19 protein-coding genes are annotated in these 24,593 nt (G+C 42.4%); 17 read left to right on the forward strand and 2 right to left on the reverse strand.

What is annotated here, in order from left to right:
• The first annotated feature begins 2 nt into the window (after nucleotides 1–2).
• The 7 genes from nasC (at nucleotide 3) to JOC33_RS11220 (ending at nucleotide 10,633) form a co-directional block, all read left to right on the forward strand.
• Complete coding sequence (gene nasC, locus JOC33_RS11190; RefSeq protein WP_205092619.1) at nucleotides 3–2,135, forward strand: assimilatory nitrate reductase catalytic subunit NasC; 2,133 nt, start codon at nucleotides 3–5, stop codon at nucleotides 2,133–2,135.
• Between the two features lie 31 nt (nucleotides 2,136–2,166).
• A complete protein-coding gene (nirB, locus tag JOC33_RS11195; protein WP_205092620.1) occupies nucleotides 2,167–4,578 on the forward strand; it encodes a nitrite reductase large subunit NirB in 2,412 nt (803 codons plus the stop codon).
• A 21-nt stretch (nucleotides 4,579–4,599) separates the two neighbouring features.
• Nucleotides 4,600–4,929, forward strand: coding sequence for a nitrite reductase small subunit NirD (gene nirD, locus JOC33_RS11200; protein ID WP_205092621.1), 330 nt, complete (start codon nucleotides 4,600–4,602; stop codon nucleotides 4,927–4,929).
• Between the two features lie 25 nt (nucleotides 4,930–4,954).
• On the forward strand, nucleotides 4,955–5,731 hold the full coding sequence (cobA, locus tag JOC33_RS11205; protein WP_205092622.1) for a uroporphyrinogen-III C-methyltransferase: 777 nt from the start codon (nucleotides 4,955–4,957) through the stop codon (nucleotides 5,729–5,731).
• A gap of 186 nt (nucleotides 5,732–5,917) precedes the next feature.
• A complete protein-coding gene (locus tag JOC33_RS11210) occupies nucleotides 5,918–7,453 on the forward strand; it encodes a BCCT family transporter (RefSeq protein ID WP_205092623.1) in 1,536 nt (511 codons plus the stop codon).
• A gap of 315 nt (nucleotides 7,454–7,768) precedes the next feature.
• Nucleotides 7,769–9,370, forward strand: coding sequence for an amidohydrolase (locus tag JOC33_RS11215; protein ID WP_205092624.1), 1,602 nt, complete (start codon nucleotides 7,769–7,771; stop codon nucleotides 9,368–9,370).
• A gap of 381 nt (nucleotides 9,371–9,751) precedes the next feature.
• The gene (locus JOC33_RS11220) at nucleotides 9,752–10,633 is read left to right on the forward strand and encodes a YitT family protein (RefSeq protein WP_205092625.1); all 882 of its coding nucleotides are present in this window, start codon (nucleotides 9,752–9,754) and stop codon (nucleotides 10,631–10,633) included.
• Nucleotides 10,634–10,678: 45 nt separating this feature from the next.
• Here the strand turns inward: JOC33_RS11220 and JOC33_RS11225 are convergent, their stop codons facing one another.
• Nucleotides 10,679–11,683 (reverse strand): DUF3231 family protein, encoded by a 1,005-nt coding sequence (locus tag JOC33_RS11225; protein ID WP_205092626.1) that lies wholly within the window; start codon nucleotides 11,681–11,683, stop codon nucleotides 10,679–10,681.
• 182 nt (nucleotides 11,684–11,865) lie between these two features.
• Between JOC33_RS11225 and JOC33_RS11230 the strand changes: the two genes are divergently transcribed.
• The 4 genes from JOC33_RS11230 to JOC33_RS11245 all read left to right on the forward strand — a co-directional run bounded on the left by JOC33_RS11230 (nucleotide 11,866) and on the right by JOC33_RS11245 (nucleotide 16,820).
• On the forward strand, nucleotides 11,866–12,618 hold the full coding sequence (locus JOC33_RS11230; RefSeq protein WP_205092627.1) for an STAS domain-containing protein: 753 nt from the start codon (nucleotides 11,866–11,868) through the stop codon (nucleotides 12,616–12,618).
• A 138-nt stretch (nucleotides 12,619–12,756) separates the two neighbouring features.
• Nucleotides 12,757–13,491, forward strand: a complete 735-nt coding sequence (locus JOC33_RS11235; RefSeq protein WP_205092628.1) for a phosphatase PAP2 family protein — start codon at nucleotides 12,757–12,759, stop codon at nucleotides 13,489–13,491.
• Between the two features lie 236 nt (nucleotides 13,492–13,727).
• A complete protein-coding gene (locus JOC33_RS11240) occupies nucleotides 13,728–15,368 on the forward strand; it encodes an acetolactate synthase large subunit (protein WP_239534153.1) in 1,641 nt (546 codons plus the stop codon).
• Nucleotides 15,369–15,377: 9 nt separating this feature from the next.
• Nucleotides 15,378–16,820: an aldehyde dehydrogenase family protein gene (locus tag JOC33_RS11245; protein ID WP_205092629.1), complete on the forward strand. Its 1,443-nt coding sequence runs from the start codon at nucleotides 15,378–15,380 to the stop codon at nucleotides 16,818–16,820.
• A gap of 234 nt (nucleotides 16,821–17,054) precedes the next feature.
• Here the strand turns inward: JOC33_RS11245 and JOC33_RS11250 are convergent, their stop codons facing one another.
• Nucleotides 17,055–18,368, reverse strand: coding sequence for a Glu/Leu/Phe/Val family dehydrogenase (locus tag JOC33_RS11250; RefSeq protein ID WP_205092630.1), 1,314 nt, complete (start codon nucleotides 18,366–18,368; stop codon nucleotides 17,055–17,057).
• Nucleotides 18,369–18,714: 346 nt separating this feature from the next.
• Here JOC33_RS11250 and JOC33_RS11255 point away from each other — a divergent pair, with 346 nt between their 5' ends.
• The 6 genes from JOC33_RS11255 (at nucleotide 18,715) to JOC33_RS11280 (ending at nucleotide 24,573) form a co-directional block, all read left to right on the forward strand.
• The gene (locus JOC33_RS11255; protein ID WP_205092631.1) at nucleotides 18,715–18,894 is read left to right on the forward strand and encodes a hypothetical protein; all 180 of its coding nucleotides are present in this window, start codon (nucleotides 18,715–18,717) and stop codon (nucleotides 18,892–18,894) included.
• Between the two features lie 229 nt (nucleotides 18,895–19,123).
• Nucleotides 19,124–20,146, forward strand: a complete 1,023-nt coding sequence (locus JOC33_RS11260) for a LacI family DNA-binding transcriptional regulator (protein ID WP_205092632.1) — start codon at nucleotides 19,124–19,126, stop codon at nucleotides 20,144–20,146.
• A gap of 261 nt (nucleotides 20,147–20,407) precedes the next feature.
• Nucleotides 20,408–21,712 (forward strand): ABC transporter substrate-binding protein, encoded by a 1,305-nt coding sequence (locus tag JOC33_RS11265; protein ID WP_205092633.1) that lies wholly within the window; start codon nucleotides 20,408–20,410, stop codon nucleotides 21,710–21,712.
• Nucleotides 21,713–21,790: 78 nt separating this feature from the next.
• The gene (locus JOC33_RS11270; RefSeq protein ID WP_205092634.1) at nucleotides 21,791–22,648 is read left to right on the forward strand and encodes a carbohydrate ABC transporter permease; all 858 of its coding nucleotides are present in this window, start codon (nucleotides 21,791–21,793) and stop codon (nucleotides 22,646–22,648) included.
• The gene (locus JOC33_RS11275) at nucleotides 22,642–23,484 is read left to right on the forward strand and encodes a carbohydrate ABC transporter permease (protein WP_205092635.1); all 843 of its coding nucleotides are present in this window, start codon (nucleotides 22,642–22,644) and stop codon (nucleotides 23,482–23,484) included. Before JOC33_RS11270 ends, JOC33_RS11275 begins: the two co-directional genes overlap by 7 nt.
• 27 nt (nucleotides 23,485–23,511) lie before the next feature.
• A complete protein-coding gene (locus JOC33_RS11280; protein ID WP_205092636.1) occupies nucleotides 23,512–24,573 on the forward strand; it encodes a zinc-dependent alcohol dehydrogenase in 1,062 nt (353 codons plus the stop codon).
• The last annotated feature ends 20 nt before the right edge of the window (nucleotides 24,574–24,593 follow it).

Consider the following 24,593-nt stretch of genomic DNA (forward strand, 5'->3'; position numbering starts at 1 on the left):
GGTTGACTAAACAATTATTGGATCATTTTCGGACCAAGCAGAAAAATGCAGCTTCCGACATGGTATATGAAACACAATGTCCCTTTTGTAGCATGCAGTGCAAAATGAAGCTGATTGAACAAAAAGTGATTTCTAGAAATTCTTACAAAGCCGTTGGTCAAGAGAATCCGACTTCACGAGGCCGTCTTTGTATAAAAGGAATGAACGCCCATCAGCATGTATTCCACAATGAACGGATTACAGAGCCGCTTTTGAATGTCGACGGTGAGTTTATACCCATAGGCTGGGAGGAAGCATTGGAGGTTATCAGCAGGAATTTTGCAACAATTCAAAGAGAAGATGGACCACATGCTTTATCTGTTTATGGCAGTGCATCTCTTACCAATGAGGAGGCCTATCTTTTAGGGAAATTTGCCAGGGTAGCTTTAAAAACAAAGCACATTGATTATAACGGTCGTTATTGCATGTCATCGGCTGCTAGTGCTGCTAATCAATCATTTGGGATCGACCGGGGACTTACGAACCCTCTTCAGGATATTTCCCATACGCGCTGCATTATTTTGGCAGGCACGAATATCGCCGAGTGCCAGCCGACCATCATGCCTTATTTTGAACAGGCAAAGGAAAATGGAGCATTTATCATTGCTGTTGATCCAAGAGAAACAGCCACAACCAGGCTTGCCGATCTTCATTTACAAAACAAGCCGGGGACTGATGTTGCAGTCGGAAATGCGCTTCTGAAAGTAATATTAGGGGAAGGGCTGGCTGATGAACAATTTCTAAAGGAACGTGTGGATGGATATGAAAAAGTGGTTAAAGAACTGAAGAGTCTTGACCAGAATAAGTGTGCTGAACAAGCAGGAATCCCGATAGAGTATATTTATCAGGCGGCACGGATATTTGCCAGCGAGTCTTCGGGAATGATTTTCACCGCAAGGGGCATCGAACAACAAATTGACGGAACGGAAGCTGTCTGTACGTACATCAATATTTTGCTGGCCACAGGAAAGATAGGAAAACCTTATTCGGGATTTGGGGCGGTTACCGGCCAGGGAAATGGCCAGGGAGCAAGGGAGCATGGCCAAAAGGCTGACCAATTGCCTGGTTACCGCTCCATAGAAGATAAAAAGGATCGCCAATACATCGCCAAAGTTTGGGGAGTGGACGAGAAGGAGCTGCCAGGTAAAGGAGTTTCTGCGTATGAACTTTTCGAAAGAGCGTCTGATGGAGCGGTTACAGGGATGCTTATTATGGGATCAAACCCAGTCATCTCAAGTCCACATGCTCATTTCGTAACAAAGTCTTTAAAGAAGCTCAAATTTCTGGTAACTGCCGACCTTTTTCTATCGGAAACATCACAACTGGCTGACTTGGTGTTACCTGCTGCCTCCTATATAGAAGATGAAGGGACAATGACAAATATCGAAGGAAGGGTGACGTTAAGAGAAGCTAGCCGACCGTTACCTGGAGAGGTAAGGAGAGATTGGCAAATCATATGTGACATAGCAAAGGAGATGGGAACGAAAAATAAGTTTTCTTTTAAAAGTGCAGAAGAAGTATTTGAAGAGCTCAGAATTGCCAGTAAAGGCGGAAGAGCAGATTACTCCGGAATCACCTACGAGCGGATAAGGAAGGAAAGCGGCATTTTGTGGCCTTGTTACGACCTGGAACATAAGGGGACGGAACGTTTATTTGAACAGAGATTTGCCCATGAAAACGGAAAAGCCAGAATGATCTTTACTGGTAAACATCAGGTAACAAAAGGTGAGCAATCTGAGGAGTTCCCATTATTGTTAACGAATGGACGGGTAATGGCTCATTATTTGACGGGTGAGCAAACGAGAAGAAGTTCTTCTCTGGAAGCAAGGAATTTCGAAGCTGATATGCAAATTCACCCAGAAACAGCTAGGCGGTACAACATTCCTGACGAAACATTGGTAAAAGTAGAATCGCAACATGGGAAAATCATTGCTAGAAGCAAATGGTCGACTGATACCCGCAAGGACACGATTTTTGTTCCCTTTCATTGGGGGAAGCGGCAAACCGTAAACCGGATGGTCAGGGATGATTTCGATCCAACCAGCCTTATGCCCGGGTTTAAGCGTACGCCCGTTAGAATCAATCGATTAGAATAGTTTATCAATTTACTTGGAGGGATACAGTGCAATGAGAAAAAAGAAATTAGTGCTGATAGGAAATGGGATGGCAGGTATACATACCATTGAAGAAATCATCAAGCAGGCTCCAGGGCAGTTTGATATTACTGTTTTTGGTAAGGAACCCTACCCGAATTACAATCGTATTCAGTTGTCAAAGGTGCTTCAGGGGGACACGGAAATCGAAGACATTACGTTGAACAACTGGGAATGGTATGAGGAAAATAATATCACTTTATATGCAGGTGAAGCAGTTACTTCCATTAATACAAAAGACCAGGTTTTGGAAACGGACAAACATCGGGAGCTGCCTTATGACCACTTAATTCTTGCGACTGGGTCCAATCCGTTCATGCTTCCCCTTCCTGGAGTGGAAAAGGAAGGAGTTACTGCCTTCCGTGATATCAAGGATTGTGAGGAAATGATTGCAGCTTCTTCCAAGTATCAAAAGGCAGCAGTCATCGGTGGCGGTCTGTTAGGATTGGAAGCTGCCCGGGGCCTTTTGAATCTGGGTATGGAAGTGGATGTCATTCATATTGCCGATTATTTGATGGAAAGGCAGCTGGATAAAACGGCGGGAATGATGCTGCAAAAAGAACTGGAAGAACAAGGGATGAATTTTCTGCTTGAAAAGCAGACCGCATCGATTACGGGCAAAGACCGGGCCAGAGGGCTGCTGTTTAAGGATGGGGAAAAAATCAAAGCTGACTTAGTCGTGATGGCGGTAGGTATCAAACCGAACATAGCATTAGCTAAGGAATCAGGTATTCCGGTCAACCGGGGAATCCTTGTCAACGATCATATGAAAACAGAGATAAAGAATGTTTACGCTGTTGGAGAATGTGCGGAGCATAAAGGAATGGTTTATGGTCTTGTTGCCCCCCTGTATCAACAGGGGCAAGAACTCGCAAAACACATTTGCGGTATCGATAGCGAGGGGTATCAGGGTTCGGTATTAGCTACGCAGCTAAAGGTTTCTGGAGTTGATGTATTTTCCACTGGAAAAATCAACGAAGACAGCACAACAAAAAGCTATAAAGTTTTTGATGAGTGGAGAGGCATTTATCAAAAAGTGCTTATCGATGATGGGAAGATTAGTGGGGCTGTATTATTTGGTGATACCAAAGACGGGAACCGGCTGTTAAGTCTAATTAACAAAGGAGCCGGCATTGAAGAATATTTAGACGGAAAGCAGTCAAAAGTAACTGGCAGTGGTCCAATATCTGAAATGCCTTCGGATGAGATCATATGCGGCTGTAATGGCGTTAGCAAAGGTACCATTATCGAAGCTATCCAAAGTCAGGATCTGAAGACTGTCGAACAGGTAAAAGGCTGCACGAGCGCCTCACGCTCTTGCGGAGGCTGCTCATCACTCGTCTCAGATATATTGGAACATACATTAGGTGATGAATATCATCACAATCAACAAGAGTCGATCTGTTCCTGCACCCCGCATACGAGGGATGAGGTCATTGAGGAGATCAAGCATAAAGGATTGACCCATACAAAAGAGGTCATGAACGTTCTTGGTTGGAAGTCTGAGGAAGGATGCTCAAAATGTAAGCCTGCATTGAATTATTATTTGGGAATGCTTAATCCGACAGAATATCAGGACGAGAAAGAGTCACGTTTTGTTAATGAGCGTCTCCATGCCAATATACAGAAGGACGGTACGTATTCGGTCGTACCACGGATGTACGGAGGCGTGACCAATGCGGAAGAATTGAGAAAGGTCGCAAATATAGCAGATAAATGCCAGGTGAAATTGATCAAGGTAACAGGTGGGCAGCGTCTAGATTTACTCGGTGTCAAAAAAGAGGATCTTCCAAATATCTGGTCAGAGCTAGATATGCCTTCAGGCTCTGCTTATGCGAAGGGCTTACGTACTGTGAAAACCTGTGTCGGGGCTGACTTTTGCCGATTTGGAACACAAGATTCCATCGGTTTAGGGGTGAAAATGGAAAAGAAATTTGAAGGGCTTAATACCCCTCATAAAGTGAAGATGAGTGTATCTGCCTGCCCGAGAAACTGCGCAGAGGGATCAGTGAAAGATGTTGGGGTCGTCGGCCTCGATGGCGAATTCGAAATCTATGTCGGGGGTAATGGTGGCACACATATGAGGAAGGCGGAGCTGCTTGCCAAAGTCAAGACAGAACAAGAAGTAATGGAAACAACAGCTGCATTTTTGCAGCATTACCGGGAAAATGCCAGTTACTTGGAAAGAACATCAGCATGGGTAGAACGTGTCGGGATTGAGCACGTGAAAGAAGTTTTGTCTGATAAAAATACATTTATTAATCTAGTTCAACGTATGGATGAAGCCTTGTCAATTGTACAGGAACCATGGAAAGAAGCGTTGGAGGATGGAAGGCTATTGCGAGATCTTTACCAGAATGTGAAAGTTCCTACAAAGTCAAAATAAACCATTACAGGAGGGGTGTGTATGCAGCAATTGACGAATAAGGTTTTTGTTGCAAAGGCAAGTGAGCTTCCAGACAAATTAGGAAAAACTGTCCAGTTCAGAGGGATGGAATTAGCTATTTTCAAATTAGCGGGAGGAAAGGTAAAAGCGATTGAAAACAGGTGTCCACATAAAGGTGGTGTGCTGGCAGAAGGGATGGTAAGCGGCGAACACGTTTTTTGCCCAATGCATGACTGGAAAATCAATATTTCTGATGGCAAGGTTCAAGCGCCAGATCATGGATGTGTTCAAACGTATCAAGTGGAAGTGGAAGACGATAATATATTCGTAATGCTGCCAGATGGTCAGTAATAAATAATCCTATAGGAGGGCTTTTATGGCAAGGGTTTATTTAGTTGGTGCTGGTCCTGGCGACCCGGAGCTTATTACCGTGAAGGCTCTGAAAAGTATTCGAGATGCAGACGTCATTTTATATGATCGCTTAGTCAATAAGAAACTACTTATGGAAGCAAAAGAGGATGCACATTTAGTCTTTTGCGGAAAGCATCCAAAATTTCATATTTTGAAACAGGAAACAATCCAGCATCTTTTAGTTAAATATGCGAAACAAGGGAAGACTGTTGTTCGTTTGAAAGGCGGGGATCCTTTTGTATTCGGACGTGGCGGGGAAGAGGTGGAATCACTTGCAAAGCATCAGATCTCTTATGAAGTCATTCCTGGAATCACATCAGGTATCGCTGCGCCAGCTTATGCGGATATCCCCATAACTCATCGGGACATGGGAAGCTCTTTTGCCGTTATTGCTGGACATCGCTGCGAGGGAAGAGACAAAGAAGTCGATTGGAAAGGGATTTCTGCAAGTATCGACACGATCGCTATATATATGGGAGTCAGTAATCTTCCTTTTATCTGTGAGCAGCTACTGAAATACAAAGATGCACAAACTCCTGTGGCTATCATTCAAGAAGGTACGACGGAAAATCAGCGTGTGGAGACAGGAACATTAGGTACCATTGTGCAAATCGTAGAAGAAACAGGGATGTGCAATCCAGCTATGATTATTGTCGGAGAAGTTGTCCGGTTCCGGGAACGACTTCACCAATTGGAGGCCTGGCATGACACAACGACAGGGTTAAGCATGGTTGAAGCTTAATGAAAGCAGGAAAGGTTTACAAGTTAATAATATGGAGTCTGCCCCCGATCTTATCTATATGAGCGGGGGTTTTTCCGTGAAAGGTAAAAAGTGGATTTTTTCAAGTTTATTGTTATAATTCTTCAATTTCGGGTAGTGAAAGAGGGCCGGGGAAAAAACATAGTATCATAATTTTAGGAGGATTCGATGAACAAGAAGAGATTAATTGACTACAAAATATTCGTGCCCTCATTGTTGATCATAATTGGAATCAGTATTCCGTTTGCTCTTTACGAAAGTCAATCATTAAAACTGCTTAATTCCATTTTTGCTTTCATTGTAGATGTATTCAGCTGGGGTTACTTATGGTATGGAATAATCCTGCTTGCTGCTGGATTGTACTTATCTTTCTCAAAATATGGTCAGGTAGTTCTGGGGGATCCTAAAGAAAAACCTCGCTTCAATTTGTTTGAATATGCTTCCATATTGATTGCGATGGGGATTGGCTCCACAATCATGCGGACAGGTATGCTGCAATGGACTTCTGTGGCGAACGATCCCCCTCCAGGGGTCGAACCTGGTTCTGCAACGGCGCTCCTATGGGGAAATTCTTATAGTATGTTCCTATGGGGCTTCCAGGTTTTTGCGATTTTTGTCATGGCAGCACCAGCTATGGGATATATTTTGCATGTGAAAAAGCGGCCGCTGATGAGAATTTCAGAAGCCTGCCGGGTATTGTTCGGGGATAAATTTACCGATGGAATCGGCGGGAAGATTCTTGACGTATTGTTCCTCATCAGTATTCTGTCCGGTGCAGCTGTCACGTTGGGCCTTGGTACGCCAATCATCACCCATAACTTGTCCAATCTGTTAGGGATCAAAGTGTCTTTCACGATGACTATCATTGTCACACTTGTTTGGGTATTCTTATTCTCCTTGAGTGCTTATTTAGGTATTGAAAAAGGGATCAAACGTTTAAGTACATGGAATATGTATTTGGCAGGCTTTTTTGCTGTGTTCATAATTATCGGCGGGCCTGGGGTATTCATCTTGAACTATTTTACCGACAGTGTATCGTTTTTGTTGACCAATTACCTTGATTTTTCCTTGAATACCGAATCGGTCTATCAGGCAGAACCTACACATATTCAGAGTAATACAGTTTTCTGGTTTGCCTACAGTGCAACTTGGGCCATGCTTCATAGTGTCTTTGCTGCAAAGATTTCTAAAGGAAGAACGATCAAAGAAATGATTCTTACCTATCTACTTGCACCTACACTCATTTCCTGGCTGGCTACAGGAGTGCTCGGAGGATTAGGGGTGCATCGGTATCTGATGGGAGATATGTCCATTTTGAAATTGGTGGAGAACGAAGCAAGAATGGCAGCAATACCTGAGATACTTGCTACGCTCCCGTTCGGACAAATCGCAATTATCTTGTTCATGATCGTTGCCCTTATTTTCTTGACCACAACACTTGATTCGACTACCTATACTGTGGCAGCGTACACAAGTACTAGAGATATGAGTAAATATGAACCGCCCAAAACGCTGCGGGTCATCATTGCTGCTGTCATTACTGCAGTGGCGTTAGTACTGATGCGTATTGGAGGACTGGCTCCTTTGGAAGTCATAGCAGGTCTCATGGGACTTCCGATCATCCTGGTACAATTCCTCCTCATTTATGCGGCAAAGAAAATGATTGATAAAGACCAGGCATGGAAGACAAATGTAAGAGAGTAATATGATTATACAAGGAGCAGTCTTTTGAACAGCTCCTTGTCTGGGGTATCCCGCGAGAAATAAGTAATTTCTTCGTGGGATTTTTCTTATGGTTATATGTGCTTCTGATAATTTTTGATCGAACAATGATAACCGATAGTACGTATACGCTCCAGTGAACGCGCGAATATCAGTTCTTTCCGTTTAGTCTTAAGAGACCAATCTTTCAGAAAATTATGTTATCCTACAAATATTATCATTTCGTAAATATCCAATTTTTAGGCACCCCTGGGGTGACAGAAAAAGGAAAATATCCTATAGGCGAGGAGAGTAAGGATGGGTAATCGGAACACCTTAACCATATTTCATAATGGAAAGATTTTTACAGCTAACGATGACCAGTTTTATGCCAGTGCAATGGTCGTAAAAGATGGCCGTTTGGCTTGGGTTGGTCAGGATGATGAAATAGAAGGAATGGAAGGTGAGCGGGTTGATCTTGAGCAAAGGCGTGTCATTCCTGGGTTTATCGATGCCCATATGCACCCGCTGCATCTGGCAAAAACAGCAAAGCAAGTACCATGTACTCCTCCAAAGGTTCAGTCTATCACTGATCTTATCCAGGAAATCAAAAGCAGAAAGGTAGAGCTACCTGAGGGCGCCTGGCTGGAAGGGTGGGGATTCGATGAAGGGAAACTTACTGAACGCAGAACCCCGACAAGGTGGGATCTTGATAAGGCGAGTTCAAATACGCCAGCATTATTTATGCGTGCTTATGGTCATATCGCCGTAGCTAATAGTGTGGCATTACGTTTAGCCGGAATCACCAGGGAAACACCTGACCCTGCTGGCGGAGAAATTGACAGAGATGAAAATGGCGAACCGACTGGAATCTTAAAAGAGAATGCTAAAGATTTAGTGGCAGAAGTGATGCCTTCATTGAGGCAAGTAGAAAACATTTCACTGCTTACCGAAAACAGTAAGGAACTGGCCCGCTTAGGCATTACTACGATTACTGATTTAATGGCACGTAAAAAAGAAGAGGATGATATGGATCTGTATTCGTTAGCTCATCAACAAGGATTGAAGCAGCGTGTGGTTATCTATTATAAGTGGGAGGATATCAAAGATGACCCACGAATTAACGAGGAGGCAAAAAACAGGGCAAATCCTGTGTATGTCGGGGGACTGAAGTTATTTGCTGATGGCAGTGTTTCTGGGAGAACAGCTTGGGTAAACACCCCTTATATCGATCAGCCAGATAATGTAGGTATACAGACCACGACAAAAAAGGAGTTGCTTGATGCAGCAGAAGCAGCAGAGCAAAATGGTGTGCAATTAGCTGTTCATGCTATGGGAGAACAGGCAATCAAGCTTATCGTCGAAACTTTTGCAGACAGGCCGGGATGGTTGAATGAAGGACCGTCGATACGTATCGAGCATGCATCTTTTTTGAATGATGACATAACTAGACTGGCAGTAAAGGCAGGAATTGCCTTTGTGACTCAGCCTATTTTCGTGTATTCGGAAATTGAGAGCTATCTTGGGAATCTGGGGTTGGAACGGACCCAGCTTTCTTATCCAATCCGGATGATGCTTGAACATGGTGCAACTGTGGCTTTTTCCTCCGATGCTCCCGGCAATGCATGGGCGGAACCTGTAGATCCGTTTATCGGGATTAAATCCGCTGTAACCAGAAGGGCGTACGATGGATCGGATATCGGACAAAATGAGAAAATAGATACAGCCACAGCCATCAAACTATACACCCGGGTCGCTCAGGAAGTAACCAGAGTTCCTGGAATAGGTCAGCTGCAGCCTGGTAACCATGCTGATTTCATCATATTGGACCGTGATATTTTAGATATAGACGCAGAATCGATCGATCAAGTTCAAGTGGTAGAAACCTATATAAATGGGGAATGCGTTTATAAAAAATAGATTACTAGATAAATATTACTTCGTATCCCGATGGGTAAGAGAGATGTTTCATCCTTTTTGAAGTGGGAAGAAAAAAAGAAGGTTATGTATACTGGATTAACCAAATGATTCCAATATATTTCCCTATGATAACTGTTATGCATTTATTTTATATGCAAATCTTACTGTGCTGACTGCCTTCTCATAATTTCCACATTCTCCAATCCCCACATGCAAGCTGCAGTTTTCTATAAGAGTACCAGGTTATCAGGCGGGCGGACTATTTTTAACATATTATTATCTTCTGCCTGTTATTTTTTTTAAGTTAGCAATTTCCCATTGCAGGAATTCGTAATTTTTTTGGAGGCGCATTTATTAATAGGTATAGGAGTGGTTTGTGTAATGGAAGAAACGAAAGTGAAAAGTGAACACAAGCGATTAAGTGTCGGAAGTGTTATCAAAAGAGCACTGTTTATTCTAATAGGCGGTATTTTAATGGGGGCGGGGCTTGAAATCTTTCTTGTCCCAAACGGAATTATGGATGGAGGAATTGTAGGGGTTTCTATCATTTTATCCTATGTAACGGCTATTCAAATTGGAATATTCCTCTTTGTTTTGAACCTGCCATTTCTTTTCCTCGGTTATAAAATATTAGGAAAAACCTTTTCGATATCAACTTTATTCGGGATTACCGTCCTATCTGTGACGACGACTTTCTTGCACCATGTACCTGCTTTTACAGAGGATTTATTACTAGCAACGGTTTTTGGCGGCATCACGATAGGCGCAGGTATTGGACTTGTCATTCGTTATGGAGGTGCCCTTGACGGTACAGAAATATTAGCTATCTTGTTCAACCGGAAGATGATTTTTTCCGTCGGAGAAATCATCATGTTCATGAACTTTTTCATATTTACTATAGGGGGCTTTGTTTTGGGATGGAACAATGCCATGTATTCTGTTCTAGCCTATTTTATTGCCTTCAAAACAATTGACATCGTAATTGACGGTCTTGATGAATCAAAATCTGCAACGATTATCAGTGACCAGCATAAGGAAATCGGGGAAGCCATTATCGATCGTCTTGGAAGAGGTGTCACATACTTTCATGGAGAAGGAGCGTATACAGGAGAGAATAAGAAAATCGTGTATTGTATCGTAACCCGACTTGAGGAGGCAAAGCTTAAGTCGATTGTCGATGAGATTGATCCAGGAGCTTTTTTGGCTGTGGCTGATGTAGATGAAGTTCGTGGAGGAAGGTTTAAGAAGCGTAATATACATTAAATCTTAAAAAAGATCCGCATTCCTATAAATAGGAATAGCGGATCGTTATTTTTGTTTAATTAATTCCGTTCGATCAGGCGCTTGAGGCGGTTCTTCCATCCAACCATTCTCAATCATGATATCCAGCCCGTCTTTTGCAAATAAGGCGATCTCCACGGATAATCTTTGATACTGGAACACAAGATCATATCGCAGACTTGCTGTGGATGCGGTCGAATAGTTCCCTTGTCCGCTCGCACTCAGCACGCTCATTAAGAACATCATTAACCTGTCGGAATAAACAGGGACCGTAGAGCTGGTGATGCAGTTGCCCCAGGACATGGGTGGATGAATATCAGAATTGTGGAGGATGTCCTGAAAAGTTTTCAAATGTTTTCGTGAGATTTCTCTACCTCTTTTCATATAATTCCTGACAGCATCTGATTGGGCGGTTTGGGCAAAAGCTGTACAGATCATTTCACCGACGGCGTTTGTTTTGGTATTTTCAAAACAATGAAGTATTTCGATATCGTTAAGTGTCCTTTTGTGAAAAGGGTTGAATCCATTTGAGATATAGGATTTCCCTTCGATAAATTCTACACGTTCGGGTTTTTCAATATACGGGGGGCGGATGAGGAACCCCTTTTCCAGGCCGGTATCGATAATATTGTTAAATAACCTGGACGTTTCCATAATTTGGCTTGTAAAAAGTGTACGAATATCGCTACGGGTAGCGGTTGACTGCGCGATACTCCATGACAGCATCCCTGCCTTGCCAAGGTTCTCCAAAAATGTCCACATAAAGTTATCTGTGGACAGCCTAGGAGCATGTATATCTACATCTGTTTCATCAAACCCTCTCGGAACAGGGATTTTTTCTGTTTTAAATAATTGCTTCATCTCTTCCACTATATTAAGTGCAATGCTTAAAGACTGTTCAACTAAACGGGAAACATCCTCATCTTCTACTGTTTCAGAAAAATGTCTCAAAATTTGTACGGACATTGTGTTTTGCAAATATTGCGTCCAAAGCATAGCTATTTCAGACGAAGTTATATTTGGTTTATCCATTCCATCACCTGCTTTTCAACTACTTCTTTGGGCATTAGGTTACCCTGGTTAAAAAATTATAGTCACGTTATTAGCTTTCGTTGTTGTAAATAAATACCATTACATTGTTTTTGATATCATTTTATTAGCCCTATAAAAACAGGTATAATGGATAGAAAATGACAGAATTAGGTGGTAAATCGATGGAATCTATCGGAAAAATACCGGAAAGCATGCAGGCGATGGATGTGTTAACGAGCATTGGCGAAAACATTTTAATCGCGGATGAGGATTATTATATATCATGGATGAATCCAAATGCGGCCAAACTTCTTTCAGCAGTTGCACCTTTATTTGGCTTTGAGAAAGCAGAGGATCTGCTCGGGAAGAACATGGATAAATTCCATAAGCGACCAGTATACCAAAGGGAGCTGGTTAAAAGTCTCACGAAAACCCATAGAGCAAGAATCAATATCAAAGATCAATTTGTGGCAGATATTGTAGTTACCCCTATTTCAAATGAGAATGCCGAAACAAAAGGGTTTGTAGTGATGCTGATGGACGTAACAACCAAAGCAGAAGAAGAGAGGAGAAAGGATAAGCTCATTGAAGAGTTATCAACTCCGTTAATCAAAATTTGGGAAAAGGCGATTGCTGTTCCGCTCATAGGGGAGCTTGAAAGGGAACGGGCAGATAGATTAATTACATACTTGCTTCAGGAATGTGCCGATACTGAAATAGAGTATGCCTTGCTCGATTTAAGTGGCTTAACTTCCATTGATCAGGAAACAGGACATTATTTAGGACAATTGATTGAAAGTGTGAAACTAATTGGCACGGAATGTATTATAGTTGGGGTTGGCCCTAAACTGGCAATGTCTTTTGAAGCTTTTCAGTCAAAAGTTACCACCTTTCGAAATGCCCATGCAGGTTTGGAATATATAATTAATAGATGAAACTGACAAAACCTTTCGCGTCTATAGTGCTGCGAAAGGTTTTTTTTCTCCGCCAGTGGTTCAGTCGTTTTGTTACAGAGGTAATAGGGAAAGATTAACAATATCGATTATTGAAAAATGGCGAAAGGACGAGGGGCATTGCTATTTAGAGGGACACATATCAAAGATTTGAGCAAGGCTTCAATTATTACAATTTTAGTTGGATTTGTGCTGCTCGGCAGTGCAACTTATTTATTCTTTTCTCTGGCTGAAGAAGTTCTTGAGCGAGAAAAGTTTGCCATAGACCAGGCTACAACGGCATTTGTCAATAAAATAACCAACCCTTTAATAAATACCATCATGGGATACGTCACCGAAGCAGGGTCTGTTCTTTTTCTTACTATTGGGACTATAGTGGTTGTTGGTATCTTATTTTTCTTTTCGAAATTCAGTAAGTGTGTACCACTATTTTTCATCATTGACATGGTAGGAATCAGTATTCTGACCAAGGTGTTGAAGCTCTTATTTGAAAGAAAGAGGCCAGATGTGTTAGCGAAATATGATGGGACAGGTTTCAGTTTTCCAAGTGGTCATTCTACAGGTGCGATTACGTTTTACGGTTTCCTCATTTATTTAGTCATTATTAGCCCAATGAGATCACGGTGGAAATGGGTTATCAATATCTTGATTGGTTTATTTGCGGTTTCTATAGCATTTAGCCGTGTCTTTTTAGGTGTTCATTATATAACCGACATATTGGCAGGACTGGCGTTTGGGCTGGCATGGCTGCTGATTTGTATTATCGGCCTCGAGTTGATGCTATGGCGTCAAAGGCGTCGACGCTATCATCAGACGATTAAAGAGCGGATGGAAAATAATTCAGATATAAAATAACTAATTTTCGTGTAAAAAGTTCAGAACTGATTTAAACATAATGCCCCTTTTAAACGGCAGCCTCTCTTTTGCGGAGAGGCTTTTTTATATTTTAAAACGAAGCCTTCTCGACGTATTACCAACACATTCAGGAAGGACGAGGGAAAGTGAGATTTTCTAATATCATTCTTTTCTCATAAGAAACCGGAAGTTTACACAAAATAACGTGTAATGAATGGAAAAAGATGAGGGGGCTTATGATGAAAGTTGCTGAATTGTTTGTGAAGTGCCTGGAGAATGAAGGGGTTGAATACATTTTTGGAGTGCCCGGGGAAGAGAACATTGATCTGATGGATGCATTGCTTGATTCATCGATTGAGTTTATCGTGACCCGCCATGAAACGAGTGCAGCGTTCATGGCTGGAGCGTATGGAAGACTTACCGGGAAGCCTGGGGTCTGTCTGGCAACGCTCGGGCCGGGCGCAACCAACCTGTTGACGGGTGTAGCCAATGCCAATATGGATCATTGTCCGTTAATTGCTATTACCGGGCAGGCCGGTTTGAATCGTCAGCATAAAATATCACATCAATACTATGACTTAGTAGATATTTATGAGCCGGTTACAAAATGGAATGCCCAAATCAAGACGGGTGAAATCGTACCGGAAGTAGTTAGGAAAGCATATCAACTGGCTATGCAGGAGAAACCTGGCGCCACACACATTGACCTTCCTGAGGATATTGCAGGAATGGAGATTGAAGCTGTTGAACCGCTTCCGATTACAGGGCATGCTCTCCCGCAGGCTGATGAATCCATCATTGAACAAGCTGCTGGTTTAATAGCAGATGCTGAATATCCTTTGATTATTGCTGGCAATGGTGTGACGCGCTGCAAAGCAGCAGATGTTTTGCAAAAGCTGGCCGAGAAGACAGATATCCCTGTTGTACATTCCTTTATGGGGAAAGGTGCTGTTTCGTGGGAGCATGAATTGAGCTTGCTGACAGCAGGAATCAGTGGCAAAGACTATATCACCTGCGGATTCGAGAGGTCTGATCTGGTCATTACAATAGGACTTGATATGGCAGAAACCCCGCCGCGAAACTGGAATCCGGAAAGATCTATTCCAGTACTTCATATAGATACCGAAGAAGCAGAAATTGATGCCTATTACCCTGTCACTTTGAACGTCGTTGGTGATATAAAAGAGAATCTGCAGGAATTGGTGAATGTCATTCCTGAAAAGGAACGTAACTTAGACTGGGCCAAATCCATCAGGGAAAAAGCGCTTAGTGAACTCGAGAGTTATAAGCAGGACACAGCTTTTCCGGTAAAGCCTCAGAAAATCATCGCAGACTTGCGTGAGGTTCTACGTGATGAAGATATTGCTATTTCTGATGTTGGAGCTCACAAAATGTGGATGGCAAGGATGTACCATACTGCGAAACCAGACACTTGTTTAATTTCTAATGGACTCGCTTCAATGGGGGTGGCAGTTCCTGGGGCAATCGCAGCAAAAATGGTCTATCCGGAGCGAAGTATCGTTGCCGTCTGCGGGGACGGGGCTTTCCTGATGACAAGCGCTGAACTTGAAACAGCGGTCAGACTGAATCTGCCCATTGTCATTTTATTATGGCGAGATGATGGTTATGGATTAATTGAATGGCACCAGATGAAAAAATTTGAACGTTCCTCCTATATTCGTTTCGGGAACCCGGATTTTATCCAGCTGGCAAAGTCTTTCGGTTTTGAAGCAATCAGCATTGAAAAAGCAGAGGACCTGCGTCCATCCCTTGAGCGAGCGATTGCTATGAAAAAGCCAGTGTTGATCGATTGTCCAGTCGATTACAGTGAGAATATGAAATTGACAGAAAAATTAAAGAAGATCAATTGTGAATGAGGTGACGATATGAGAATTGGATCCATCATTAATGGCCAGGAATACAACGAAGCGAACAGAAAGACACTGGCTGTCCATAACCCTTACAATCAGGAAAAGGTTGCAGATGTCGCCTTAGCCACCGTCAATGATCTCCATCAGGCCGTAGACCAATGTTATGAAACGTTTCACCAGACGATGAAAAAGATGCCTGCCTACCAGCGTTCAGATATTTTACTAAAAGCAGCCAGGCTGCTTGAGGAACGAAAAGAAGATTTTGCAGAAACAATTGTAAAAGAAGCGGGTAAACCATTGAAATACAGTCGGGGTGAGGTTGATAGAGCGGTGCAGGTACTGCGTTTCGCCTCCGAAAGCGCAAAACATATCTACAGTGAAGTGATTCCTCTGGATGCTGCCATAGGAGGAGAGAACCGATTAGGTTTCACTAAACGGATTCCGCTTGGCGTGGTTGCTGCCATCACTCCTTTTAACTTTCCGTTGAATCTCTCCCTTCATAAGATTGCTCCGGCAATTGCAGCAGGAAATACGCTCGTTTTTAAACCAGCAGAAAAGACTCCTATTTCTGCTTATATGCTCGTTAAACTGCTCCATGATGCAGGACTGCCAAAAGGAGCACTCAACCTTGTTATGGGAGAAGGCGGGGAAATTGGCGACCCGCTAGTCAAGCATGAAAAAGTTCATAAGGTCACATTTACCGGCAGCTTGCCAGTTGGAAAAGAAATCCGCAAAAACGCCGGTTTCAAGAAAATCACTTTGGAACTAGGCTCGAACTCACCTAATATTATTTTTGATGATGTCGATATTGATCATGTTGTTGCTGATCTTGTTAAAGGTGCTTTCGCCTTCTCCGGACAAGTTTGTATTTCTGCTCAGCGAATCTACGTTCATAAATCCTTGTATGATTCATTTTTAATGGCATATATCAAAAAGACAGAAGCACTAGTAGTCGGCGATCCAATGAATGAAGAAACCGACTTTGGACCGATGATCAACGAAGAGGAAGCGAAGAGAGCGAAGCTTTGGATTGACGATGCAGCGTCTAAAGGAGCCACAATCGAAACTGGCGGGGAACGCCGCGGCACTATCCTGAAACCCACGATCATGACCAACGTAAAAGACGATATGAAAATCATTGCGGAAGAAGTTTTCGCCCCGATTGTATCCGTTATTCCTTTTGAGACAGAGGAAGAAGTCGTAAAGGAATCGAATGATTCGATCTATGGCTTGCAGGCCGGGGTGTTCACAAAAGATATCAATCGAGCGCTTCGTGTTGCTGACCAGTTGGAAATGGGCGGAGTATGGATCAACGAAATATCAACCTACCGCCAAGACAATCATCCATATGGAGGCGTCAAACAAAGCGGCATCGGACGGGAAGGCGTTAAATATGCAGTAGAAGATATGACCGAAGAAAAGTTCATCGGCATCAATTTAAATGAAGAAAGATCGTGATAAAAGAAAGAATCCATGGAGAACGATTCGTTTCTCCATGGATTTTGCTTGTTGATGGGCGAATGATACCAGAGTCAGGCCGAGCATAGCATTTACGCGTTAGCGAGCATATTTTACACCTGGGCAATCATAAATAGAGCATGTATGAGCGTATTTCCATATGGACGATCATACATAGAGCAAGAGCTCTCGTATTTTTCGTATGAGTGAGCATATAACCTTACATGAACGCTTTTAGCTTTGGGATAAATCGGAATCTTTGATCCATCCCCTGGCATGCATAGCCTTAACAAGATGATTGATACCAACCATATAGGCTGCATCCCGCATCCGGCAGTCCTTTTCTTTGCGCATCTCCGTAACACTTTCAAATCCAAACAGCATTTTTTCCTCGAGCTTTTTGTTGATTTCATCCTCTTTCCAGTAGTAGTTCATGTTGTTTTGTACCCACTCAAAGTAGGAAACGGTTACACCGCCTGCGTTACAGAGGATATCTGGAATGACAAAGATACCTTTTTCCTCTAAAATTTTATCTCCTTCAGGAGTAGTAGGGCCATTGGCGGCTTCGGCTAAAATCTTTGCTTTTATAGTCGGAGCTGTTTGTTTGTTAACCTGGTTTTCGATAGCTGCCGGTATAAGAATATCCACGTCCAGGCCGAACATTTCTTCATTGGTGATTGGGTCAGCATTTTTATAATCGGAAGCATAATTCTCTTTGTCGCCAACAAAATCCAATAAGTCAGGGATATCTAATCCTTCTTTGTTGTAGATTCCGCCTTTAGCGTCCGTGACGGCGACTATTTTGACACCTAATTCATGCAAAAACTTAGCGGTCATACTGCCGACATTGCCAAATCCCTGCAAAGCTGCAGTAGCATTGCTTAGATCCAAATCCAGTACTCGAGCTGCTTCACGGATTGTAATAACAACGCCTCTTCCAGTTGCCTCCAGCCTTCCCAGGGACCCGCCTATAATAATTGGCTTCCCAGTCACCATTCCAGGGATGTTATAACCACGGAGTTGGTCGAATTCATCGACCATCCAGCCCATAACCTCGGGATTTGTATTGACGTCGGGTGCAGGGATGTCTTTCTGGGGTCCAATGATCGGCGTTATTTTACGGATATAGGTCCGGCTCAATGTTTCAAGCTCCCGCTCCGATAACTTTTCTGGATCGACTATTACACCGCCTTTTCCTCCGCCAAACGGCAGATCTACGATAGCTGCTTTTAACGACATCCAGATCGACAGTGCCTTCACCTCGTCCACAGTCACTTTTGGATGGAACCGTATCCCGCCTTTAGTAGGGCCTAAAATATCGATATGCTGAGAACGATAGCCGGTGAAGTTCTCTATAGAACCATCATCCATACGGACAGGTATCGATACTTCAAACATTCTCATCGGCTTTTTCAGTACATGATAGACATTTTCATTTAAACCAAGAGTATGAACAGATTCTTTAAGTAAACTTTTTACAATTTCATATGGATTTTGACCTTGAGTAGTAATATCAGCTTCTGCTTTATCATGGTTGTTTTTTGTCATGTCGTATTCCCCCTAAAAAGGTACATTCTACTTAATAAAATTCCTCTAAATGCACACTTTTATACCCAGCAAAAAAACAGCTAGTATTCCTGAAGAATACTCAAAGCTTTCAAGCACAGAGAAACTAACAGCAGGAGGCATAGGATGAATTTTTAAGGTAATGTAATTTCCCTGTAAATTTATATCAGTAGTGTTTTTTAGTAATTCCTTAACTTATAAAATGATGGAGAGTGGAACGTTTATTGCGTCGTTTCATGAGAGGAGGATAATGGTGATTATTATTTTAAGTATTATTTCTGTATTTTGATTTAATTAAATTTCAAATTAATGAGAGAAGGTATATAGTTTGAAGAGTCATATTTTGAAAAAAACCGTCATCGGAGCCTTTACCATAGGACTTATTGCGGACGCGGGAACACTACCTGAACTCGTGGCTGCATCCGATAAGCAGAAAGCTGTAAATAATCAGGAACGTCTGCCGCTTGGAATCTCCCACCTTCCTGAAATATCCTCTTGGTCACCGTAGATGCCCGCAAACCTAGAGAAAGTATCGGCGCCAGCTTTTTTGAAAGTGCTCAGATATTGATATCAAACGCCTTTTCAGGAATTTTCATTCCCTGAAAAGGCGTCTTTTAAAATAATGCTGTTCAGAATATAAAGAATTTTGAATTTTCACCATTGACGGAAAAATAATCGTTTGTTAGGATGAAAACGATTACCAAAAACGTTTTCGTAAATCGATAGGAATGATAACTATGACATCTATTCAGGATATAGCAAAAAAAGCAGGCGTATCTATTTCCACTGTGTCGAGAACATTGAACAATTATCCGGATGTAGGACAGAAGACAAGAGAAAAAATCCTGAAGATAGCGGAGGAGATGAATTATTTTCCAAACGCTGTGGCAAGAAGTCTTGTGCAGAAGAAAACCTTCACCATCGGTATGTTTTTCGGAAACAACATGAATCTCGGCTTTGATCACCCCTTCTTTCTGGATGTCATTTCTGCAGTCAGGGAAGTCGTGGGAAATGCTGGTTATGATTTGCTGGTATTCACCAATAAAAATAAAAACCGATCAACTTATACCACTTTATGCAGGGAAAGAAGCGTAGATGGTGTCCTTATGTTATTGACCGGGGAAGGCAAAAAGAAGAATGAGCAAATGCTTGAACTTCAGTCTAGCGGGATACCATGTGTAGCCATTGATATTCCTCTTGTAGGCGACAAATGTACCTATGTCGAGTCAGATAATTACACTGGTGCGAGCGATGCAGTAAAACATTTAGTCGAATTAGGCCATCGGAAAATTGGTTTTATCGGTGGAGATGAAATCAGTAAAACGAGCTATGATCGCATGAGAGGCTATCAGGATACTTTGATTGAAAAAGGTGTAGGTGTAAGGCCTGAGTACATTCAATTAGGTCACTTTTCCTCTGAGAAAGCGTCGAAGGCTACAAGAAAGCTGATGAAGGATAATCCTGAAATAACAGCGTTTTTTGTGGTCAGTGATGAGATGGCATGTGCCGTAATGGACACACTGCAGGAGCTTGGATTCCGAGTTCCGGAAGATATATCCTTGGTAGGATTTGATGATATCAAGGAAGCTGTTCATTATTCACCGCCTCTTACGACAATAAAACAAATGAAGTATGAAATAGGGAGCGAAGCAGCCAAAATTTTACTGCAAATCATAAATGATAAAAGCTTCCACCCTGAACCCAAGACGTTGCCGTGTGAATTAGTAGTCAGAAAATCAACTGCCCATAAGGTGGATTGAATTTTTACACTTTATGAAAGTTTAACTGTGTTAAAGGGTTAAAGTATATGTAAAACTAAGGCTTTCGTCATAAGGAATTGGGGACAGGCCAAGTTTTTTCTAATACATTAAGCAAGTATAAAGTTTTTGTGAAAATGCTATTCGGCGTAGGGAAATTTGAAGTTCTAAGTATAAGAAAAACTAATCATTCACGGAAGGGCGAGTGAATGCGGTTTTTCTAATAGAATTTACAAAAACGTTTTCGGAGAGGGAGGAAATAATATGAAAAAAAGTTGGGCGAGTTTTGTCAGGATGGGAGTTTTAGGGTTTGTTTTACTGCTATTAGCTGCTTGTAACTCAGAGTCGAGTGGAGATGGTAAGGTCGCGATTGAATATTGGCATATGCAAGTAGAGGAAGAACGGGTCAATGTCATTGAAGAATTAATTGCAGACTTTGAAGAAAAGAACCCTGATATTGATGTAAAGCAGGTTCCGATTGCGGAAGGAGACTTCCCGACTAAAATCTCTGCTTCCCTTGGAGCCGGGCAGATGCCTGCATTGCTTGAGGTAGGGGTTGACCAGGCTTTGATGCTGGGGCAGGAGAATGTACTTTCTACTGAATTGCACACTAAAATCATCAAGGACATTGGTAAAGACGACTTTTACGATGGCGCTTTAAACTTTACGAGAGCACCAGGAGAGAATGGCTATTATGGCGTCCCAATGTACGGTTGGGTGCAAGGCATTTGGTACAGGAAAGACTTATTCAAGGAAAAAGGTCTTGAACCTCCTACTAACTGGGAGAATATCCTCAAAGCTGCGAAGGCTTTCCATGACCCTGACAATGATAAATATGGAATAGTTGTCGGTACGAATGAAGATGACTTTGCAGAGCAGACATTCAGTCAATATGCTATTTCAAACAAAGCGCGGGTTTTTGGTAAGGAAGGCAAAATTAATTTTAACTCCAACGAAATGGTTGAAGCCCTGGACTATTATAAACAGCTTTCACAATTCACCCCTCCGGGAGCGGAGAGCTGGCGCGAAGCACGAGAATTGTATCTTTCTGAACGCGCACCTATGGTCATGTACTCCTCTTACTTGATGAGTGACTTGGTATCGAATGATATGGCTGATGTGACTGGATTTGCCATCCCTGAGAAAAAACAGCCGGCAACCTTTGGCCAAATTACATCCCTGGCAATACCAAATACGGTAAGCGACGAGGAAAAAGCCGCTTCTGAAAAGTTCCTTCGATTCTTGATGGAAGATGAAAATTACATCAAATATCTCCATATGTCTCCAGGGGGGGCTAATCCAACTCTTAAATCAATTGCAGAATCTGAGAAGTACTTGAGTAACGAAACGCTTAAAGCTTATGGAGAAGGTGCTGCGGATATTGCAGCAGGATTAGAATCACTTAAACGATTCGGATTCCAGGAAAATACTGTCTATCCGGAAATGGGAGATATTTCGTCCAAACATATCATAGGTAAGGCCATATTCAATATGACGGTGCAGGATCAGTCCCCGAAAGAAGTTGCTGAGAAAGCACAAGAGTCAATGAAAAAAACTGTAAATCAGTAGGTGATGACTTTTTATAAGGAAGTGTAATAAATGCAAATGGAACAATCCTTAAAAAGTAAACAGAGGAAGAAGAGCAGCATGAAGAAAAGAGAAGCAAGGCTGGGGTATTTATTAATTGCCCCTTCCTTTCTTCTGGTGGGTGCGATCATTTTTTACCCAATACTATATAATCTTTATTTGAGTGTTCATGACGTGTCATTGAACCCGAACGCTCCTGATATATTTATAGGATTACAAAACTATAAGAATCTGCTCACTGATCCATCTTTCTGGAATTCCATATGGGTAACGATCATATTTACTGTCGCTACAGTAGCTGGGGCAACTATTATGGGACTTGCTGTCGCCCTGCTTATGAATAACAAATTCAAAGGGAGAGGCATGGCTCGTGCCATGATCCTCCTCCCCTATGTAGCACCATTGATTTCCATCGTTTTCGTTTTTCAGTATATGTTCAATCCCGTTTATGGAATGGTCAATTACACTCTCGTCGAGCAGCTTGGTATTTTGAATCAGAGTATTGATTGGCTTGACTCACCTGATGCTGCATTATGGCTGGTGATTATTTTTGATATCTGGCATTTGTTCCCATTCTCGTTCATGATGATCCTGGCGAAGCTTCAGTCCATTGATGACTCTCTATATGAAGCGGCGGAAATGGATGGGGCGAATATGTGGCATCGAATCCGTCATATTACCATACCTGAGTTAACATTCGTTATCGGTTCGCTTGTGATATTACGGTTCATCTGGAACTTCTACAAATTTGATGAAGTTTATCTGCTGACCAAGCAGGTACCTGTTGTCGGTGTGTATACGTATCAAACGGCGTTTTCTACTTATAACCATGGTATGGCAGCAGCGATAACGGCGACACTGTTTGTGCTGGTCATGCTGTTTGTGCTTACAGCGGTAAGGAAGGTGTTAAAATGGTGACCAAAAATAAAGCGATCAATAGAATCATCCTCTATTGCCTGATAACACTCACGGTAGTGACTACCGTATTCCCCTTTTTCGTGATGTTGAGTACTGCATTGAAACCAAAAGGGGCGGCAACAGCTTCTGTACCAAATTTGATTCCCGATAACATTACCTGGACACATTTCAAGGATGTACTGAATCCAAATGTGTTTCCTTTCTGGAATTATTTCACCAACAGCCTGATCATTTCGGGAATTACTGCCTTCCTCGCAGTAGTCATTGGCGTATTTGGAGCGTACAGCTTCGCACGACTGGAGTATAAGGGCAGAAGCGCGTTTCAAAAAGGCGTTCTGATGATTTATATGTTTTCCGGGGTATTACTCGTAGTCCCACTCTATCAAATGATCAGTTCTCTAAATCTGTATGATACGAAAATTTCATTAATAGCCACTTACTTAGTACTGACCATGCCTGTTTCCTTGTATATGCTTGGTAACTATTTCAGGACAATTCCGTATTCTCTTGAGGAAGCCGCCATGATTGACGGCTTGAGCAGGTTTAAAGTGATTATCAAAATTGTAATACCATTATCTATTCCTTCTATCGTATCCGTGTTTGTCTATGTATTCATGATTGCCTGGAACGATTACCTGTTTGCATCTGTGTTTATTACTTCGGAAGAACATATGACACTGCCTCTTGGTCTTAGTCAATTATTCCATACGAAACACTATGTTTGGGGCAGAATGATGGCTGCTTCTTTATTGACAGCTGTACCAGTGGTCGTCCTGTTCGGATTGCTTGAAAAATACTTTTCAGGCGGTTTGACCGAAGGAGGAGTCAAAGGGTGACCGATCAAAAATCAAGGAGGAAATGAGATGAGCAAACAATTGATTGCTGCTGCACCTGGTGAAGCCGCTATTGCCACGTATGAAGATACTGAATTACAGCCACACCAAATAAAGGTGAGAGTTACTCACGCCTCACCGAAGCATGGATCTGAACTGGCGGACTTTCGTGGGGAGAGTCCTTTTATTGAGGAATATTATGACACCGAGTGGAAGATGTTTATCAAGAGGAAAGAAAGGCAGGAGCATTTAGTCAAATTCGGAGAATGGAATCTCGGGAATCAGTGGGTTGGAATAGTTACGGAGGTTGGAGAAGAAGTCACTGATGTTAAAGAAGGAGACAGGGTATGCACGTATGGCGGTGTACGAGAGACGCACATTGTAGATGCAGTTAACAACCCTCGGCTCTATAAGGTGCCTGATGATATGTCCTGGAAGAATGCGGTCTGCTACGACCCTGCTCAATATGCTCTAGGAGGTATTCGGGACAGTAAGCTGAGAATGGGAGATCGTGTTGCGGTTATCGGTCTTGGTGCAATCGGACAAATTGCAGCACAGATGGCTGCAAATGCAGGGGCAAGTTTTGTAGCTGTTATTGACCCAATTGAAGTCAGGAGAGAGGCTGCTCTTAAAGCTGGTGCGGATGCCGCCTTTGATCCAATCGGACAGGATGTCGGTTTGGAGCTTAAGAAAGCGACCGATAAGCTTGGAGTCGATGTCATCATCGAGACAAGTGCCAGCCAATTTGCACTTCAAGACGCATTGAGAGGTCTTGCGTATGGGGGGGCTATTGCCTATGTCGGCTGGGCAAGAGAATTTAAACATGGCTTAAACCTTGGCAGGGAAGCGCATTTCAATAATGCTAATATTGTATTTTCCCGGGCTGGAAGTGAACCTAACCCCGACTATCCCCGCTGGGACCGGCGAAGAATTGAAGATGTCTGCTGGGAGCTGTTGAAATCCGGGAAAATTAATTGCGAAGATATTGTAAATCCCGTGGTGCCATTTGAAAAATCAGCGGAAGCCTATGAGGAATATGTTGATAAAAAACCGGAACTGAGTATCAAATTGGGCATTACTTTCGAAAAATAGCACTGTATCGGAGGTTTTTT

It is taken from the genome of Thalassobacillus pellis, from assembly GCF_016908295.1.
GTDB lineage: Bacteria > Bacillota > Bacilli > Bacillales > Halobacillaceae > Thalassobacillus > Thalassobacillus pellis.

Bases quoted from the DNA above. Each gene is read 5' to 3' on its own strand.
- JOC33_RS11215 (WP_205092624.1), top strand. From the start codon at position 7,769: ATGGGTAATCGGAACACCTTAACCATATTTCATAATGGAAAGATTTTT.
- cobA (WP_205092622.1), top strand. From the start codon at position 4,955: ATGGCAAGGGTTTATTTAGTTGGTGCTGGTCCTGGCGACCCGGAGCTT.
- JOC33_RS11275 (WP_205092635.1), top strand. From the start codon at position 22,642: ATGGTGACCAAAAATAAAGCGATCAATAGAATCATCCTCTATTGCCTG.
- JOC33_RS11245 (WP_205092629.1), top strand. From the start codon at position 15,378: ATGAGAATTGGATCCATCATTAATGGCCAGGAATACAACGAAGCGAAC.
- JOC33_RS11260 (WP_205092632.1), top strand. From the start codon at position 19,124: ATGACATCTATTCAGGATATAGCAAAAAAAGCAGGCGTATCTATTTCC.
- nirD (WP_205092621.1), top strand. From the start codon at position 4,600: ATGCAGCAATTGACGAATAAGGTTTTTGTTGCAAAGGCAAGTGAGCTT.
- JOC33_RS11225 (WP_205092626.1), bottom strand. From the start codon at position 11,683: ATGGATAAACCAAATATAACTTCGTCTGAAATAGCTATGCTTTGGACG.
- JOC33_RS11265 (WP_205092633.1), top strand. From the start codon at position 20,408: ATGAAAAAAAGTTGGGCGAGTTTTGTCAGGATGGGAGTTTTAGGGTTT.
- JOC33_RS11210 (WP_205092623.1), top strand. From the start codon at position 5,918: ATGAACAAGAAGAGATTAATTGACTACAAAATATTCGTGCCCTCATTG.
- JOC33_RS11230 (WP_205092627.1), top strand. From the start codon at position 11,866: ATGGAATCTATCGGAAAAATACCGGAAAGCATGCAGGCGATGGATGTG.
- JOC33_RS11270 (WP_205092634.1), top strand. From the start codon at position 21,791: ATGAAGAAAAGAGAAGCAAGGCTGGGGTATTTATTAATTGCCCCTTCC.
- JOC33_RS11220 (WP_205092625.1), top strand. From the start codon at position 9,752: ATGGAAGAAACGAAAGTGAAAAGTGAACACAAGCGATTAAGTGTCGGA.
- nirB (WP_205092620.1), top strand. From the start codon at position 2,167: ATGAGAAAAAAGAAATTAGTGCTGATAGGAAATGGGATGGCAGGTATA.
- JOC33_RS11250 (WP_205092630.1), bottom strand. From the start codon at position 18,368: ATGACAAAAAACAACCATGATAAAGCAGAAGCTGATATTACTACTCAA.
- JOC33_RS11280 (WP_205092636.1), top strand. From the start codon at position 23,512: ATGAGCAAACAATTGATTGCTGCTGCACCTGGTGAAGCCGCTATTGCC.
- JOC33_RS11240 (WP_239534153.1), top strand. From the start codon at position 13,728: ATGATGAAAGTTGCTGAATTGTTTGTGAAGTGCCTGGAGAATGAAGGG.